Here is a 19,979-nt window from a genome sequence, read left to right on the forward strand (position 1 = left end):
TTATACCTAAACGAGTTCGTTTACAAGCTTAACAGACGGTATTTTGAGGAAAAATTATTCGATAGGCTAGTAATAGCAAGTATTACAGGATTATGACTAAAAACGGACAATCAATTACTTTTTTTACTTAATTTTAATATTTACACATTTTATGAAAAAGGAAGATTTATTATCCGATGAATTTTTGAAGCAATTCAAAACAGGCGAAGACCTTTATGGCTTTTTAGCCCAACTACAAAAGCGAGGAATTGAGAAAATGCTCCAAGGTGAATTAGATGCCCATTTAGGGTATGAAAAGCACGAGAAAACTACTAAATCCAATGCTCGCAATGGTTTTTCGAACAAGAAAATAAAAACCTCATTTGGAGAATCCGAGATTCAAGTTCCAAGAGATCGAGATGCTACTTTTAATCCCCTAATTGTTCCAAAAAGACAAAATATGCTCGATGGTTTAGAGCACGTAATTATATCTCTTTATGCCAAAGGAATGAGCAATAGCGACATCGAAGAGCAAATCAGAGAAGTCTATAATTTTGAGGTTTCCACCAGTACTATCTCCAGAATAACCGACACTGTTTCCAGTGATATTATTGCTTGGCAAAACAGACCTTCGGAAGCTGTTTATCTAATAGTTTGGATGGACGGCATTGTTTTTAAAGTTCGTGAAAACTCAAAAATAATCAACAAAACCATCTATTTAGCCATTGGACTCAACCGAGAAGGCAAAAAAGAAGTACTCGGAATGTGATTAGGCAAGAATGAAAGTGCTAGTTTTTGGCTTGGTGTTTTAACGGATTTAAAAGCTAGAGGGGTTGAAGATATACTAATTACAGCCACTGACAACTTAAATGGTTTTACTCAAACCATTAAAAATGTATTCCCAGAATCCCAAACTCAAATCTGTGTGGTACACCAAATCAGGAACTCGGCTCGGTAAGTGGTTTGGAAAGATAAAAAGGAATTTTCAGCAGATATGAAGCTTATTTACAACGCTCCAACTAAGGAAGCTGCCAAAGCATCATTAGAAGATTTTTCTAAAAAATGGAATCATAAATATCCATAAGCTATAAAATCCTGGGAAGAAAATTGGGAGTAACTTACCGTATTCTTTGACTTTTCTGTAGAAATCAGAAAGATAATTTACACCACAAATTTGATTGAAAATCTCAATGGTAAAATTAGAAAATACACTAAAAACAAATTATCATTCCCAACGGATGAAGCTGTTTTAAAATCTGTATATTTGGCTTTAAGAGAAGCTACCAAAAAATGGTCGATGCCAATCCAAAACTGGAGATTAATCCTCAACCAGTTCTTAACTATATTTGAAAAAAGAGTTCAGCTTTAATTAAAAAGTCAAACCCCTATATTTTTAACTTACACACTTTTTTGGATAGTGTCTACACCCAACGGGTTAATAGAATCACAAACTATTTTTTTATACTTTTTTTTTAATTTTCATATAATCACTAATTACCTTTTCAAAAATTTTTGGATTAGCTCCTTCTTGTCCTGCCACTAAAGCACCAATTGCACAAGCATAATTTAATGATTTTTGAGGTGATTTCCCTCTTAGTAATCTTATTATTAATGAAGCTAAAAAGGAATCCCCAGCACCAACGGTGTCTACTACTTTTATAAAATAACCACTATTATAATAAAATTTATCATTATGGTACAAAACAGCTCCAAATTCCCCCTTGGTAACGCAAACCTGTTTTGTATTTGTCTTTTCAGCAATAAATTTAATATTTTGTTCAAATGAATTGTATGGCGACCCTAATTCGCTACTTATTTCACGTAACTCTTCATCATTCAACTTAATAAAATTCGCTTTTAACATCAGTTCATTTAGTACATCGGTAGTATAATAAGGGGCTCTTAGATTTACATCGAAAACTCTATACTTTGCTTTCCCTAAAAGTTTGTTCAAAGTTGTCCGAGTAACCTCATCCCTACATGCTAAACTTCCAAATACAAAAACATCCGCTTCAGCAGTTACTTTTTCCATCATTTCTGTTTCTATGATCTTGTCCCAAGCTGATGGATATAAAATATCGTAGGAGGCATTTCCCTTTTCATTAATCATTACATGAACCGCTCCCGTTTTATACTCCTCAGTCATTTGAATTAAATCGGTGGTAACCTCGTGGTCGTTTAAAAAAGATAATATGTTTTTTCCATTTTCATCATCCCCAACACGACTTATCATAGTCGTTTCTACTCCCATAGAATTCATTCTTAAAGCTACATTTAATGGTGCTCCCCCAATTTTTTTATGCGTAGGAAAAATATCCCATAAAACCTCTCCAAAACAAACCGCACTTAAAGAATATTTTTTTTCCATTTTTTGATAAATTAAATAAATTAAAGGGCAGGAAAACCTGCCCAATAAAACCACAAGCTAAACAAATTATTATTTTGTACCTAAATAATCAATCGAATTTCTATATATTCCTTGTATATTAGATGCATGTGCATTGGTTCTTCCGTCATTCATGGCCCATTCCATACCACCTATGCCTATTGCTATAATAGTTCCTGCATAAACTGAATTAGACTTAAACTCAATGATACCTGGACAACATTCATCACCAACACCACTCCAAACAGCAAGCACTTTACCTCCATAAAGGTTTTCAAATTCTGCAAATTGACCTTTTTGATGACCTGGCCCTAACAATGATCCTAAATCCCACAAATTATTATGGTCTTCTTTATATCCACCGTTAATTACCGGGAAATACCCATTAGAATCAGTAGAAATTACTTGAGTAAAGTTATAAATAGGACTATTTCTTTGATCATTTTGAAAATTAACACCTCCATCAATACTCCAAGTACCACCATCCACAAAGCCAATACCATTTCCTTTTATTGTTAAAAGACCACTTTTATCACGTCCAATTACTTCTGCATAACTGGTTGCCATTCCTCCTAAAAGCATTTTACCTCCTTCAACAACATATTGAATCAATATATTCTTTTTATCTATACTTTCTTTCGGCAAAGCTGAAGTTCCTTCTGTATCGTAAAAAAAGAAAACAACATTAACAGTCTTCAAAGAATTAATAGTTAATTCTGAGAAGGGAATAAAAACAAATCTACTTCCGTAAGTGTCTTTAGCCCATTGAGCAGCAGCTTTTACGTCTTCGTCAACAATATTATCAATTGATGTTGCATCACTAACAAATGCTATCCGATTTGGCAGCACACGTGCATTAATAATATAATGTCTGGTTTTACCTCCTGACATAGCAGTTACTTCAAGAGGTTTCGTTAAATCAACTGTTGTTCCTGATGCAGGAATAATAGTCACACCTTCTGGCGTTTTAATATCTAATACAACTGAAGCTAAATTGGTTTCAGATGGCAAAACAAAATTAACAACTCCAGATAAATTATCTATCGAAGCACTTGTTTGTCCTATTTTTACTGACTCAATTATATTCAACGTACTTGTCAGTTGATCGTCATAATTTAGACGTTCCTCACAGGAGTATGTGATTGTTGCTATTACTAGCAACAATACATACTTTAAGTGAAACATATTTTTTATTTTATTTTTCATTTTTCATTTTTTTAAATTAAAACTTTCTTTAAAAATCACTAATCATTATTTAAATTATATAAATGATCAAGGATATTCTTGGTAAAAACTTTTATATTATTTTGATAATCATTTGTAGTTCCGTTTGAATTCCATTCATAACCTACAATTGTATTAGAAATGGTAAAAATATGCCCTTTATAATCTGTTGGTATTTGAGAATCGAATGCAGCATTATTAGTCAAATCCGTTCTTTTAAACTCAACTGCACCATATCCGAAAGCATCACCAATATGTCTTAAAGTACCATATTTTACTGCAGTCAAAGTTCTTTCAAATTGTAAAGCAGCATCGGAACCACAACAGCTTGGGTTAAGAATTCCGTCAAAGTGTTGCCACCAAATTAATCTTACTTCTCTATTGGCGCTATTCTGTAATGGTAAGTATTCATTACCTGCTCCTCCTTCAAATGTTAAACCATCAAAAATGGCATCATTACGTCTGTCACCAGAATTATTTCCATCTCTCATACCCAATCCCCAGATATCATCTGAAGGCTTTCCTGTGTCGTAACATCCGGTTTCAGAGGCACAACCAAATTCAGAAAAAACATAATTTCCTGGCGCTCTTGAAGCTCCAAAACTCGCAGGAACTCTTCCTAAAGAGAATATAAATGGACTAGGATCACCAGCGATAAGCATGTCTCCTCCTCCTTTTACCCAAGATTTAAGCACTTGAGCTTGTGAACCGCCTGGTCGTAAACCAGCTGGCAACATAGTAGAAACATCATTAGAAGTAGCTGAAAAACCTTGATTTTCTTTTGGAGTTAAATAATACAACATGGCAACTTTTACATCACCAATATTTAGTGCTGAAATATTTGCAATTTTAATGTATTTAAAATCTGCACCATAGGTACTTTGCATCCAAGTTGCAGCAGCTTTTGCATCATCATCAACTAATGAACTTATATCATCTTCTAACCCCAAAAAGGCATATTTTGTTGCTGCAATTGATTCAACTTTTACATTATAAACCTTTGTAAGGTTTTCTTTGTTCTTAACAGTGTAAGTAACTGAACCATTACTGAAGTTTTGTGCGGCTCCAGAAGAAGGGGTTACAGTTTGCTCTTCAGGCAACGTAATAACTGGGGCAAGATTCGTTAAATTGGTTCCTGGTGGCAAAATAACAACAATTGAATTTGCAGCATTATCAATAATACCAACTGCGCCATTAATAACAAATGAATCAATTCTAGGTGCTTGTATTTGGGTAACAGATACCGTATATTGTTTCGCTGTGTATCCATTGTTTGATAAAATAGTATACACTTTTGGAGATGTAAAATTTCTGGCAACACCAGAAGCAACATCTACAGTTGTTCCTTCAGCAATTACAAATGAAGGGGCTAAATTACTTAAATCACCGTCTTGACTACCAATCTCAATTTGAATGGTTCTATTAGCCTCATCAATTACACCCAATTTATCCCCAATCGAGAATGATAATATCTTAGGATCACCATAGGCTGCAATACTAGCAGTATAGGTTCTATGAGCTCCATTCGTTGAAACTACCTCAAAGGTTACTGGGCCATTACTAAAATCTACTGTAGATCCTGAGGCTGGTGTTACTGAAGCAGATTCTGGAAGTCTAATTTCTGGTTTAACATTTTTCAAATCAGTTCCAGATGGTAATGTCATTGTAATAGTACCAATAGTATGATTAATATCGGCATATTTAGATCCTACTTTAAAAGATTGAACAATAGATTCTGTATAATCTGGAACATTATCCGAAAAATTATCGTCTTTTTCACATGAGAAGATAGCAAAGATAATCATCATATAGGCTAATGCCATTTTATAAATAGACAGTTGATTTTGAATTGTTTTCATATTTTTTTGATATTTGGTTAGTTTTTTATTAGTATCCAGCTCTTTGTTTATATACCCCTGCACTTGCATCAATTTCAATTTGAGGTATTGGTAAATATTGCTCGTGAGACTGCAATGAAGCACTTTGCAAATACGTACGACGTGTTTTTTCAACTTGAATATAGTTGTTGACATAAGTTTCAGCAATGCCCCATCTTACTAGGTCAAAAAAACCGTGTCCTTCATTCGCCAATTCTAATCGTCTTTCCATTCTAAGGGCTTTTCTTGCGGCTTCTTGCGACAAACTCAAAGGATAAAGATTTATTAAATAATTGGCTGCATTTTGAGATGGATTGTTGAAATCTTTTACATATGGTGAATTTTTTGCCCTGTTTCTAATTTCATTAATCAAGGTAACACCTCCAGAAACATTTGTTCCAGATTCAATCAAAGCTTCCGCTTTCCACAGCAGCAAATCACTGTATTTGATAAGAGGAAAGTCTAAATTACCTAATGCCCAAGGGAACCCTGTAGGATTTGAAGCCAACCCGTTTGAATTTGGAGAAATCATATTTTTCTTAGGTTCAAAATAACCGTAAGTTGCGGGATCTCTACTCCAGGTAGTTTGTTGAGGTTGTGCTTTCCAGTCTTTCCAAGAAATTCCAGGTCTACCAATAACGTGATCCAATCTTGGATCTACAATATCTGTAGGTGTAACATTAGCATTATTATAACTGTCAAATAGTGGAAGTCCATCGGAACCAACTTTAAATACATTCACTAAATTTTGTGAAGGTTTGTCAAAATCATCTCCATTCAAATACGGATGCTTAATATCATCCCCTGCACTATCAGGTGAACTTAATAAATTCCCAAAATTTAAATTCCCAAATTGAGAACCATCATTTATAGAAAATTGAACTGCAAATATGTTTTCACGATTACCATAACTTGGTATTGAATATAATTTTTCGATATCAGTTACTAATCCATATTTTCCAGAATTAATTACATTGTTTGCACTTGCAATCGCCTCAGTCCATTTTTTTTGAAAAACTTGTGCTTTGCATAAATAAGCATAAGCCACTACTTTGTTAACTCTACCTAATTCTGTTTGTGTATCTGGTAAAAGAACAATAGCATCGTTTAAATCGCCTTCCACTTTTGACCACATAAAACTAAAATCAAAAGAATTTGGAATTTTATTAATATCAGCAATTGGTGTGTTTTCATCATACCAAACTATAGAACCAAAATTTTTAATGGCTTCAAAATAAAAATGAGCTCTTAAAACTTTTAATTCTCCAATCCTTTCTTTCTTGTTAGGAAATTTAGCTTCATCTATTGTATTAATAGCCCTTAAAGCCGAATCAACCCTTTTAATTCCAAAATAAATCGCTCTCCAAACATTGTATGCATTTTCACTTGAAGGAAATAAATCGTGTGTTTCCAGTTGATGCATTCCTCCTCCTGGATTATCACCAGTTCCACCACCACCTTTATAGGAGTCGCCACAACGTATGTCACTTGTTGCCCAATTGGATGGGGCGTGGTCAAAAGGCCATAAGTCTCTAAATTCACCTGTATTATAACGATAATCTAATGCACTATATGCAGCTATTACTAATTGTTCAGGGTCAATATTATCTGCCGATAACACATAATTCTCCTTAACATCTAAATCACTCTCATTTACGCAAGAAAGCAATTGCATGCTTAACATTAAAGTAAATGCTATTTTAAGTTTTGTTTTCATGTTTACTATTTTAAAAATTTGCATTAATTCCGAAAGTCATCGATTTTGTATGGGGAATTCCATAACCTGCCACACCAATTCCTCCAGCACTTAAACCAGAAACTTCATAGTCAAAGCCCGTGAAAGAAGTTAGAGAAAACAAATTTTGTCCCACTAGATAAAATCTCAATTTATTCATTCCTAACTTTTTTGTAAAATCATTATCAAAATTATATCCTACTGTTATTGTTTTCAATCTGACATAAGAACCATCTTCAACAAAATAACTAGAAGGTTGTAATTCATTATTACTATTTAAAGTTGATAATGCAGGAATATTAGAATTTGCGTTACTTGGTGTCCAAGCGTCTAAAGTATTTGTATTGTGATTGAAACTAAAATAATCAAAATCGCCTATTGAACGCTGTGCATTATACAAATCATTTCCTTGTTTACCATCAAAATAAAAAGTCAAATCGAATCCTTTGTATGAAGAATACAAGTTTATTCCATAGATGAAATCAGGATGTGGATTACCAATGATTGTTCTGTCAAATTGGTCAATTTTTCCGTCAAGATTGACATCTCGGTATCTAATTTTACCTAATGCTTTTCCGGGTTGATCGGCGTGAACAGCAACTTCTTCAGGAGTTCTAAATAATCCGTCAGCAATTAATCCGTAAAACGATGCTATTGGCGATCCTTTTTTAGTTATTGACACACCATTAAGTAAAAAATTAGACTCTGTATCTAAACTTTCTACATTGTTTTTATAGGTTGAGAAATTAAAATCAACCCCATATTTGAAATCATTTTTAGAATTACTTTTGTAACTCAATACCGCTTCAAAACCTTTGTTACTAACTGAACCTGCATTAATTAATGGCGGTTGACTTTCTCCGTTAATAGATAAAGCAATAGGTCTTAAAATTAGATCATTGGTAGTTTTTACATAGAAATCGGTTTGTAATGAGATTCTTTCATTTAAAAAACCTAAATCAAACCCTACATTGTATTGTTCTGTTGACTCCCATTTAAGATCGGGATTAGCTTGACGAGATTGTAAAACACCACCTGAAGTACCAATACCTGTTCCGCTAATGTTGTAATCTGAAAACTCGACTACATTACCAACTGTATTGTCTACATAACTTGAAAGATAGGAGTAATCGGCTATTTGATCATTTCCATTTACACCCCAAGATGCTCTTAATTTGAAATTAGAAACGTACTTATTGTCCGTTAAAAACTTCTCGTTTTTAGCATTCCAAGCTACCGAAGCTGATGGGAAAATACCGTATTTATTATTTTCTCCAAACCTTGATGATCCGTCTCTTCTTACTGTACCCGATACAATATATCGGTCATCAAAAATATATTTTACAGAACCAAATTGTGAAATCTTAAATGTTTCCACTTTTCCTACTAATGTTTTATATTGCGCATTAGCATTAATCACATATCCTGAGGGATCAGTAATATCAACTCCATTAGTTTGGTTATTATGAAAATTTTCTTCTCTGGCTGAATTTTCTATACCTCCTAATAATGACAACCTATGTTTTCCAAAACTTTTATCATATTTTAAAGTATTAGTAAAAATAGTAGCTAGATAATCATTGTCCACATCATCAGTAGTGATTTTCTGAAATACAGAAGGAATTGTTCCATTAGCAGAAAAGGCTTGGGTCGCCGTGTTAAATTTATAGGTTCCTTTATCAAAATTTAAAGTTGTATTGAATACCAATCCTTCAATAATTTTAAAATCTAAATAAGCATTTCCTAAAAACCTTTGATTCTTTTGTTCGTTTTTTCTATTACTCCATAAATTTGCTACGGAGTTTGGTTTATCTTGCATACCCCCAGTTATTATGGTGGCGTAATCTCCAAGATTAGAATATAGCGGGAGCAATGGGTTTTGTAGAATGGAATTTTCAAATTCATTTGCTTTCACCTCATTAAATTTAGAGTACAAGAAATTTTCACCAATAGTCAATCTATCCTTAAATAATTTATACGAAGCATTTACTCTCGCATTGAATCGGTCATAATTGGTATATCTCTGTACACCATTATCTTCCGAATAACTCAATTGAGTGTATAAACTTAAGTTTTCAGTTCCTTTTCTATATCCAAAATCAGTGTTGCTCGAAAATGAATCATTTGTAATTTCATTTACCCAATTCGTATTGGCTGCTGTTTGCAAACCATTTGGATCTAAATATTGAGGTATGGTAAAACCAGAACCATTATTAATTAAAACCGGATGAGTCGGAGAGGCAATTCCAGCACCTAATTGCGCTTGATATTCCACATCAGCCCATTGTTGCGAATTAAGCAAACTGATTTTATCTCTTAAGGTATTGACCGTTACTTCAGATTTGAAACTAAATTCAGAAACTCCTTTTTTACCTTTCTTAGTAGTAACTATGATAACTCCATTTGCAGCAGAAGTTCCATAAATAGCAGCAGATGCTCCATCTTTTAATACTTGAATGGATTCTATTTCTTCAGGATTTAATGAGGATGAGCTTGTAGTTTGAACTCCGTCAATTACCCATAGCGGTGCAGAACCACTAGTTACTGTAGTTAAACCCCTAATTAATATTTGAGAGTCATTTCCTCCTGGCGTTCCTCCAGAATTGATTTGCAAACCAGCAACTCTACCTTGTAAAGCTGTTAAAATATTAGGACTTGATTCTTGGGCAATGTCAGATACTTTAACAACCGTTATAGCGCCTGCTAAATCTGATTTTTTCTCTTTTGTATATCCTACTACAACAACTTCCGAAAGAGTATTAGAACTGGATTGCAATTTAATACTGTAAGTTACTTTTGAAGTTACTTTTATTTTAGCTTCTAAATAACCAATGTAAGAAACTATCAAATTTACTCCTTCATCAACAGCAATTTTAAATTTACCATCTATATCTGTAGTTGTTCCATTTTTTGAACCTTCTACTAGAATATTAGCCCCTGGTAAAGGCTGACCATCGTCTGCCAACACAGAACCCGTTATTTGTCTTTGTTGCCCTGAAGCAATAAACACTAAGAAAAACAAACATATTGAGAATATGTTTTTCTTGTTTTTAAAATACTTGATTTTCATACATTTTATAGTTTAGTTGTTAGTTTATAAATTTGAATTCATTTTTTAATTTGGTCTTTTACATCTACTTTTTAATTATTTAGTTGGTTTATCGTTACATTTTTAAGTTCAAAATTGGAGTTTGCTTTAGCTATTGAAAAGGACTCCATTGGTTTATCCGAGAAATAGATTTCAGTCATAACCGTTTTTCCGTTGTCATAAAACACTTCGATTGAGGTTTTGTCGATTAAGATTCTCACTTCGATTGAATTAAAATCTGATGAAATTGGCGCTTTTGATATTTTATTGGCAAATGCATCAGAAAAAGTAGTTAGACTTGCATTTTTTCTATCCATATAGAAATACTTCTCTTTTTTATTAATTCCAAAATGGACGGCATTATTTGCTGCATTGGAAAGGATAAAATCATAGTTATCGTCCTTTAATCCATTCATCGTAAAACGAATATCCAATCTTGACATATCTACAGAAGATCTGTCAACAATCACAGTTGTTTTATCAATGGAAAGAAGCTCCTTTTTTATTGTTTTTGAAATATATTTGTCCAATTCTTTTACCGGTTGAGAAACAATTCGATAATGACCATCCGTATTTATTAGCTTCAATTCTCTAGGAATGGTCATAGCGCTTCTCCAATTTTTAGTCGGAACCTTATTGGCATATTCCCAATTGGACATCCAACCTATAAATAAATTTCGACCATCAGCATCTGGAACATTAGACCAAGTAACTCCTGCGTAATTATCCTTTCCGTAGTCAAGCCACAAAGCGCCAAACTGTTTTAAATCTTGGGTAAATGAATTATCTAGTGTAAAAGTTTTCCCATCGAAATCGCCAACAAAATATTGTGTTGCCGATCCTCCATTTGGTCCTCCTGGATTAATGCTTTGTAAAAGCACCCATTTCATTTCAGTTGAACCTTCAACCTTAATAGGAAAAAAATCCGGGCACTCCCAAGGCGCTCCATGAGCACCGAGATTTTTACCAAATCCAGAAGCCAATTCCCAATCAATCAAATTAGAGGAACGATATATTTTAGTTTCAACATCGGCAGCAAGAACCATTATCCATTGATTATGAATAGCATCCCACGTCATTTTCGGATCTCTGAAATCTTTAATATTTGGGTTTTTAATTACCGGATTATTCTTGTATTTTGTCCAAGTCATTCCTTCATCTAAAGAATAAGCAATTGCTTGCGATTGAAAATCTATTGCACCAGCTTTTGCTTTCACATCATCGTGATACGTAAACATGGCTACAATTGGCGGATTTTTCAAACTCCCAAATCCAGAAGTATTATTGATATCAACCACTGCACTTCCTGAAAATATATATCCCTTCTCATCTGGATAAAGAGCAATTTTTTCTTCTTTCCAAGACATCATATCTTTACTTATTGCGTGTCCCCAATGCATTGGTCCCCATACATTATCATCTGGATAATGCTGAAAATATAAATGATACAACCCTTTGTAAAAAAACATTCCATTAGGGTCATTCATCCATCCTTTTTTTGGTGTGAAATGAAAGTTAGGTCTATATAATTCTTCATTAGTTACTACTTTTTCAATACTTGTTTTAGTAGAACTGCAACTATTCATTACAACCAGTATTAGCATAAAAGATATTCTTTTAAAAAATCCTATTTCATATATATTCATCATAATTCTTATTTATTAATTAATCCTTTACTTACGTCTTCCAAAGAGATTCCTTTGGTTTCCGGCATCATAAAAAGGACAAACAGCAATTGAAAAACCATCATAAAAGCAAAAAAGGCAAATACATTTCCAACGCCAAAACTTGTAAAAAGGATGGGTACCATCGAAGGAATAATAGCTGCTAAAACCCAATGAACGGAACTACCAAAAGACTGTCCGGAAGCTCTCAAATGATTGGGGAATATTTCAGAAATAAATACCCAAATAACAGCTCCTTGTCCAATAGCATGAGATGCAATGAATAGAAATAAAAACCCAGGCACTGCCAGTCCAGTCCAGTTTAAGTAAAACGAAGTTGCCACCATTGAGAGTGAGAAAATATAACCAATAGATCCGAAAATCATTAATTTGCGTCTTCCCAATCGGTCAATAAGATAAACTCCAATTAGTGTAAAGATTAAATTTATAAAACCGATACCGATACTACTCAATAAGGCTGTTTTTGCACCTAATCCAGCTTCTTCAAATATTCTGGGAGCATAATATAGAAAGGCATTAATTCCTGATAATTGATTAAATGCCGCTATCAAGAAAACCAATATCAGTTGAAAACGGTATTTTTTCATAAAAATATTTTCGTTCAAAGGAGTACCATTACTTGTATTACTTAGATCATCCAAAACACTTTGGACATCTTCTTTGGAACCAATTTTTTCAAAAATAAGTTTTGCTTCTTCAATTCTAAACATTGAATACAACCATCTTGGACTCTCAGGAATACTAAATGCCATTAGCGTATAAATTATGGATGGAAAAACCTGAACGCCAAGCATCCATCTCCATGCATTTGGGCCTACATCACTTAGAAGATAGTTGGATAAGAAAGCAATTAGAATTCCCAATACAATATTAAATTGATACAATCCCACTAAACGCCCTCTATCCTTGGCAGGTGCGATTTCAGATATGTAAGCTGGTGCCGCAATTGTTGAAGCCCCAATTCCTAAACCTCCCAGAAACCTAAAAAAAGCAAATACAAACGGATCATTTGAAAGTGCTGAACCAACAGCAGAAATAGAAAATAAAACACCTATAATTAATAAAGTCTTTTTTCTACCTAACTTATTTGTTGGAATTCCTCCAAAAATAGCACCAATAACTGTACCCCAAAGTGCCATTGCCATTACCACAGAACCATGGAAAACATCACTTGAATTCCATAACAACTGAAGCGTTTTATCTGCTCCCGAAATCACTACTGTGTCAAATCCAAATAGAAATCCTGCAAAAGAAGCAATGATTGACCATCTCAAAATTTTATTATTCATACATTATGTTTTTAATTATTATCAAACCTATTACTAAACTGCATGATAACGTTTTCGTAATGTATCCATTTACTTCAAATTTGTTACACAAATAGCAAAGCTCTGATTATTAATAAATTATAGTGTGAGTGAAATGTAATTCTATAGAATTGTAACATGAAATTATGATTTCGCAACAAAAAATAAATTGAAAAACGAGTTTTAAATAATTAAAGCGGCTTTAAATTGCATATAGTGTTTTATTATTTTAATTTTTTTACACTTATACCAGTAACAAGACTCTAAAGGAAATAGTAATAGTTTAAAATTGGGATTATCACTTTAAAAAAGTAATTAGTGTATAGTAGTAAAACAGCCTAATTTTAGAATTTACAAATACAAAGCCTTTAGATTAACACAGGATATAGGCTTTATATTAGTAGTTCAAAATAGAGTAAGAAGGTAAATAATTATGCTTTATAAGGATTTGCAATTTTCATAACAGAATTTAATAACTTGAGTTCGATTATTAAAGTATTGATTTTCATTACCGTTTATAATCCTGAAAGGTTTCCAAAACCTTTTAGGTATCATATTTTAGATTTACAGACCTCTACAAGGTCAAAAAAAGACCTTGCAGGAAAATCAGTTAACCGCAAATTAATGATATACAGCTTCTGAATGAAATGCAAGAAAAAAACAGATAGAATTTAAAAAAAAATAGATTATACAATAATATTTAAAAATATCATTATATAATCTATTCAAGAAGAGAGATGGTTTTCATCACTCTAGAAGAAAATCTCAATGGATCATTTATCCAATTTTTACGAATGTACAATGCAGTTTTAGTCTAAAAATTTTAGTTTAATTTAGTTAATAATGCTGCGACTGTACTTAATTTATAAACGAAAAAGAACAAGCAATAATGAACTACTAATTTTAATTTCTAATCATTATTCCACGATTATTTTAGCATCAAACAATTCATTTTTCAATAAACCTTTTATAATATAAACTCCTCTTGTAGATTTGTTTCCATTATCCATAATACCATCCCAATGAATTATTGGATTAGTGGCATCTAGAATTATTTCAATTTTTTTCACGGGAAATCCTGTTATGTCAAAAATATAAGCATAAACAGGAGTCACCTCGGTTATTGTGCTAAACTTAATGTTGAAATTTTCAGTTGATGGATTCGGAAAAACAATTGGATGAATTATTTCAGTTTTTTTTTCGATAAGCCTTGATGCAGATGCAGTTCCGCCTCCTTGAATATTGTATATTTTCAAATCTGTTGCTGTTGCTGAACCTCCTTGGGCATATAAATCGATTAAATTATTTCCTGTTGAAGGAAAAGATCGTGTTGCAAAAGCCAATTCCTCATTGACAAATACTTCAATCACAGACGCATCCACAAAAATCCTCCAATTGATATTTCCTGCCGGCAATACATAATTGGTAGATTGATTGGACAGCGGAACACCTGTTAGAATAGAAGATTTACTTCTATCTACAACAAAATTACTTGTAGTAAAATCATAATAAATTAAGGTTTGTTCCCCAGTTGCAACATTTTTATTTAGAGAAAAACCAACTTTTGTAGCCGTTCCTGGATTAATAGTCGCTACGATTTCATATTGAGATCCTGTTGAGTTATCTAACACATTGGAACTGTTTTGGTCAAAAACTACATTTGTAAAATTTTTAGAAGCTCCTCTAAGACTTAATACATTTGGATGTGGAACTTGTTTTATTTTACTATTGACAAGAGTCCAAACTCTAGGTAAACTAAAGGTGTGTGCCCAGCCTTGTTCTTTGTGTTTTGCAGAAGTAACACCGTCTGGAATAATGCCTATTGCCGTTAAATTTCCATTTTTATCAGGATGAATAGAAGGCGATAATAATTGATTTATTACATCTAATCGTTCAGGAACGGGATTATCCTTAACGAATTGCGATCCATTAAAATTCCCTGTCCAATACAACGCATTCGCATTTGGCAACTTATTAATCAGTACAATTGATTTTGCACCAAAATTATAATAAATAGGCATTTCCCAAAAATCTCCTGTCCCATCCACAGGAGGATTTCCCTCCAACATTGTACCTTGAGGTGACCATTGTTTAAAATCGGAAGAGGTAGATTTATACAAATACAAGGCTCCTCGTGAGGTTCCACTTCTTAGACCTGAACCAATCATCATATACCATTCTGAATTGTGTTGAAACACAAAAGGATCCCTAAAATCAGCATTGGCTGAAGTAGTTGGCGCATTGGGGATAATGGCATTAGTATTTTTTGTCCAAGTATCGTAAGGAGCTGTTGAAGTTGCAAGTCCTATTGCAGCTCTGGCTTTATTTACACCAGTGTAAAAAATAAAGGGTTGCCCATTGCTTATTATGGCGTGTCCTGACCAAATTCCTACTTCGTCAAATCCGGGTTGAGGCCATAAAATTTGTGTTTTTTCTTCCCAGCTTATTAAATCACTGCTCACATAATGTCCCCAATTGATATGTTCTAAATAAGGTCCATTCAAATTTCGTTGACTAAAAATATGGTATTTATTGTCGATATACAGCAATCCGTGCGATTCATTTGTCCAACTCGCTGAGGGCATTAAATGGTATTTTGGTCGATGAATATCATTGGCAAAACGAACCGCTGTCGGGATTTTAAGATCCGGATCTGATGGTGTAAATTTATTGTACTGCGTTAGTATCTCGGCAGCTGTTAGGTCTTTATTCCAAAGTGCTACTTGATCTATTGCACCGGTTAATCCATTAGTGTCAAATCCAGCGATTGTTTTAGATTTTGATTCTTTTCCAATATAAATGGTGGCATTATTATCCCATAATAATGTCCCAATATCAAACGTGGTGCTTTTAATTTGTACACCATTTAAATACAATGATGCCGTTCCGATTGAAGCATTAACATTTAATGTAATATAACTCCACTTTTTAAGCGCTACTTCTTGATCAGATAAAATTTGAATCACATTTGTCCCAACTTTAAATTGACCAATAACTCTTCCGTGATGATTGATCCCTAAAGCAACGCCAGAACTATTGGATGCGTTTACATTTGAAAAAATAGCAGCGTTTGTATTTTCGGTAAGTGGATCCAAATCTTTTCTTTGTACAGGAAAAGCTGCTGGTGCAATCCAGCCAGAGACACATACTTTTGAGGTTGGATAAGTTACACTTACATTGCCGGTAGCCCATCCATAAAAGCCATTAACTCTTAATGAATTTCCTTCAACGCCCACAATTCGTTCAGATGAACCAGAAGGTCCATTTATATTAAAACTGACATTCGTTTTAGTTTCTACTAGTGTTTGCCCGGAAGTTTCATTAAAACTAAATGATAAAAGCTCGGTAGCCCCATTAGGGTTTGGATTTGGGCTCGGACTCGGACTCGGATCATTTTTGGATTTACATCCAATAAATATAAGTCCTGACAAGATAATTGTTATACACTTTTTCATTTTATAATATTTTTTTATAAAATTACTAGGATACTCCAATGAACTAATTAAGTATTGTTACACCTGCCCAGTAATTTTTAAAAAAAACTTAACCTCAATAAAACAAGGAGTTAAGAAAAAAATAATGCTACAAAATCAATATAAAAAGACGCTAAAAATCACCATATCTATAAAAATGTTACATTGTTTTAGCACAATTAATTATTTCTAAAGTCTTTTGGGGGTATTCCGTACTTAGTTTTAAAAGTAGTTGAGAAATAATTTGGAGAAGCAAAACCGCAAGAATAGGCTATCTCAGAGATGTTCATTGTTGTAGTCATTAATAACTCTTTTGCTTTCTCTAACCTAAAATTATTAATATAATCTCCAACACCAATACCTAAAACTGCTTTTACTTTTCTATAGAGTTGCACTCGTGAAATATTTAATTTACTGGCAAGATCTTCAACAGAAAAAGAGGAGTCATCAATGTGTTTTTCTAAAATCAAATTAATCTTATTCAAAAACTCCCTTTCAATTAAATTGAGTACATCAGTCTCAATTTTATTTATATTGTTAGTATAATAATAACGTAACTTTTCTCTATTAAAGAGTAATCCTTTTATAGATTGCTTTAAGACTTTTAGATTAAAAGGTTTTGTTAAAAATAAATCTGCCCCAACTTCTAATGACTTTATATAAGTATTATTATCATCCATTGCTGTTAAAATGATTACAGGAATATGGGAAGTAATCATATTCGTTTTTAAAGCTTCACAAATTTCAAAACCATCCTTCTCCGGTAAATTTAAATCACAAACAACAATATCTGGCATTAACTCCAAGGCCATTTCTATTGCTTTGGTTCCGTTGCACCTGCTAACTATGTAATCTTCTTTTAATTTTGAAGCAATAAAATCCAGTAAATCAGCATTATCCTCAATAATTAAAAGAGAAGGTTTGTTTTCTGTAATTAGGGATTCCGTACTAGGTGTCAATTCAGTTTCCAAATACTCATATCCATTTTCACTATCTGAAAAATAAGTACTTTCATTTATAATTTTTGATTTATCGATATGACCATCTCCTAATTTTAAATAAACAGAAAATTCGGTACCATTAATTGACTTAACTTCTATTATACCTTCATGTAAATCAACAAAGTTTTTAGATAAATTCAATCCAATACCCGAACCGTTTCTATAGTTATTAGACCCTTGGAAAAAAGGACTGAAAATTTGATTCATTTCCTTTTCAGGAATGCCAATACCGGAATCTTTAAAATTAATTTTAACAAGTTCATTGCCTTTTTCTTGACTTATTTTAACTTCAATTTTACCACCATCCGGAGTGAATTTAAAACAATTGGATAAGAGGTTATAATAAACCTTATCTATCAAATTGGCATCAAAATAAACGTCTAATGCTTCATTATCCGTTTCAATTGTATAATTTATTTTTCTTTTTTTTGCCTCTCTTTTAAATTCCTTAAACATATTCACCGAAAATTTCCAAAGATTATTTTTGGATAATTTCAGAGTGAATTTTTTATCCTCAACCTTTCTAAAATCCAATAATTGATTAATTAATCGAAGTAATCTCAAAGAATTATTATACATTATGTCTAAATCTTTTTTAACAGAATTACTTTTATTTTGAAATTCATCATGTAAAGATTCAACTGAACTTAATATTAGGGTCAAAGGGGTTTTAAATTCATGTGATATCCCCGTAAAAAAATTAATTTTGGATTCATTACTTTCTTTAAGTTTCTCTACAAATTTTTCAATTTCATTCCTTTGGCTCGTAATTTTATAATTAGTCACTTCTAATAGTCTTTTCTTCTTTCTCATTGAAAATATGGAATAAACACTAAAAACAGCTAAACAGAATATTACTACTAAAAGAAAACTTAGCAACTTAATTAAATTATATAATGTTAGGTATTTCTTTTCTTGTTCTTTGATTACATTCTGTTGTGTTTCAATATTAGATTGCTGTTGAGTCACTTTGTCAAATTGATTGCTCATTATATCAGCATTTAAAGAGTCAATCAAAATGGTGTTAAGTACATTATTCTTAGAGACTATTTCTTTATTTGCAAGTTTAATTGCCAGCTTTATCGCTTCACTACCGCCTGTCGGATATAATATAGTTGCTGTCAACTTACCATCTTTAACCGCCTGTATTCCACCATTTGGATCATTCAATCCATCTATACCTATAAATTTTATATTTTTTTCTCTACCTTTCCGTTTGGCTGCTTCCCATGCTTGAAGTGCAATAATATCATTAAAAGCAAAGACATAATCTATTTTTGGCATACTGTCCAAGACCTTACTAAAATTAGTATTTAGTGATGCCAAATTCGGAGCAGTTATACTTATCTTATTAATGTTTGGGTATTGGTCAATAATTTGTTTAAATCCTAAACTTCTCTCTACGCCAGGTGAGATATCCGTCGTTGCCTTAATTTCCAGAATAGTTGCATGAGCCTTTGACATCGAAACAATATATTTTCCGGCAATATGACCTACTTCAACATTATCAGCTCCTAAAAATGAAGTATAATTTGATGTATTAACTTTTCTATCAACTATAATTACAGGTATTCCTTTTTTATTAGCTTTTTCTATTACCGGTACTATGGAATCTGATCCATAAGGTGCCACTATGATAACATCCAATTGGTTATCAATCATTTTTTCTATATCTTCAATCTGCTTTTTTGTACTGCTATTTGCATTGTAAACAGTTAAGTCAATTTCTGGATGAAGTGAAGCCTCAATCTTGACAGTATTATCCATTGATTTCCTCCAGCTATCATCCTCCGAGATACTTTGAGAAAATCCAATTGAAATCCTTTTTTTACTATTATCATTTGAATTACAGGAAAACAATGTAACTAATACTAATAATATATATATTCTTCTTGACATAAAATTTGAGGTATTCATAAAATTTATATTGAGTACGCTAAGAATTCAATCTCACAAAGTAAGACTAACTTTTCTTAAAAAGTATTTAAAAATAATTAACTCTATAAAAGTGGTTAATAATATTGAGAAATTATTTTTAATTAGGTGATTTAATAATCTAAATTGAAAGTTAAGCAAAAGTAATTATTTTTAGAATAAATTAATAATCTTATTGATTGTCCGTTTTTAGTCATAATCCTGTAATACTTGCTATTACTAGCCTATCGAATAATTTTTCCTCAAAATACCGTCTGTTAAGCTTGTAAACGAACTCGTTTAGGTATAA

At 32.5% G+C, this 19,979-nt stretch carries 9 protein-coding genes and 3 pseudogenes; 2 read left to right on the forward strand and 10 right to left on the reverse strand.

Annotation, left to right across the window (positions count from 1 at the left end; all coding sequences use genetic code 11):
* Positions 1 to 96, forward strand: a pseudogene (locus QLS31_RS15340) (IS1595 family transposase); the annotation flags it as partial.
* Positions 97 to 151: 55 nt separating this feature from the next.
* Positions 152 to 1,348 (forward strand): annotated as a pseudogene (locus QLS31_RS15345) (IS256 family transposase).
* A gap of 90 nt (positions 1,349 to 1,438) precedes the next feature.
* Here the strand turns inward: QLS31_RS15345 and QLS31_RS15350 are convergent.
* From QLS31_RS15350 to QLS31_RS15395, 10 genes and pseudogenes are all read right to left on the reverse strand, one after another.
* Positions 1,439 to 2,347 carry a carbohydrate kinase gene (locus tag QLS31_RS15350; protein ID WP_282744574.1) on the reverse strand — a complete coding sequence of 303 codons (909 nt, stop codon included), beginning with the start codon at positions 2,345 to 2,347 and terminating at the stop codon, positions 1,439 to 1,441.
* A gap of 69 nt (positions 2,348 to 2,416) precedes the next feature.
* Positions 2,417 to 3,571, reverse strand: a complete 1,155-nt coding sequence (locus tag QLS31_RS15355) for a DUF4960 domain-containing protein (RefSeq protein WP_282744575.1) — start codon at positions 3,569 to 3,571, stop codon at positions 2,417 to 2,419.
* 38 nt (positions 3,572 to 3,609) lie between these two features.
* The gene (locus tag QLS31_RS15360) at positions 3,610 to 5,448 is read right to left on the reverse strand and encodes a hypothetical protein (RefSeq protein ID WP_282744576.1); all 1,839 of its coding nucleotides are present in this window, start codon (positions 5,446 to 5,448) and stop codon (positions 3,610 to 3,612) included.
* A 28-nt stretch (positions 5,449 to 5,476) separates the two neighbouring features.
* Complete coding sequence (locus QLS31_RS15365; RefSeq protein ID WP_282744577.1) at positions 5,477 to 7,183, reverse strand: RagB/SusD family nutrient uptake outer membrane protein; 1,707 nt, start codon at positions 7,181 to 7,183, stop codon at positions 5,477 to 5,479.
* Between the two features lie 10 nt (positions 7,184 to 7,193).
* Entirely contained in the window at positions 7,194 to 10,271 is a 3,078-nt protein-coding gene (locus tag QLS31_RS15370; protein ID WP_282744578.1) for a TonB-dependent receptor, read from the reverse strand.
* A gap of 71 nt (positions 10,272 to 10,342) precedes the next feature.
* Positions 10,343 to 11,893, reverse strand: a complete 1,551-nt coding sequence (locus QLS31_RS15375) for a glycoside hydrolase family 32 protein (RefSeq protein ID WP_282744579.1) — start codon at positions 11,891 to 11,893, stop codon at positions 10,343 to 10,345.
* Between the two features lie 50 nt (positions 11,894 to 11,943).
* A complete protein-coding gene (locus QLS31_RS15380) occupies positions 11,944 to 13,263 on the reverse strand; it encodes a sugar porter family MFS transporter (protein WP_282744580.1) in 1,320 nt (439 codons plus the stop codon).
* Between the two features lie 935 nt (positions 13,264 to 14,198).
* Positions 14,199 to 16,736, reverse strand: a complete 2,538-nt coding sequence (locus tag QLS31_RS15385) for a GH32 C-terminal domain-containing protein (RefSeq protein WP_282744581.1) — start codon at positions 16,734 to 16,736, stop codon at positions 14,199 to 14,201.
* Between the two features lie 197 nt (positions 16,737 to 16,933).
* Entirely contained in the window at positions 16,934 to 19,654 is a 2,721-nt protein-coding gene (locus QLS31_RS15390; protein WP_282744582.1) for a substrate-binding domain-containing protein, read from the reverse strand.
* Between the two features lie 229 nt (positions 19,655 to 19,883).
* Positions 19,884 to 19,979 (reverse strand): annotated as a pseudogene (locus QLS31_RS15395) (IS1595 family transposase); the annotation flags it as partial.

Origin of the sequence: Flavobacterium sp. XS2P24 (genome assembly GCF_030010285.1) — a bacterium.
GTDB lineage: Bacteria > Bacteroidota > Bacteroidia > Flavobacteriales > Flavobacteriaceae > Flavobacterium > Flavobacterium algoritolerans.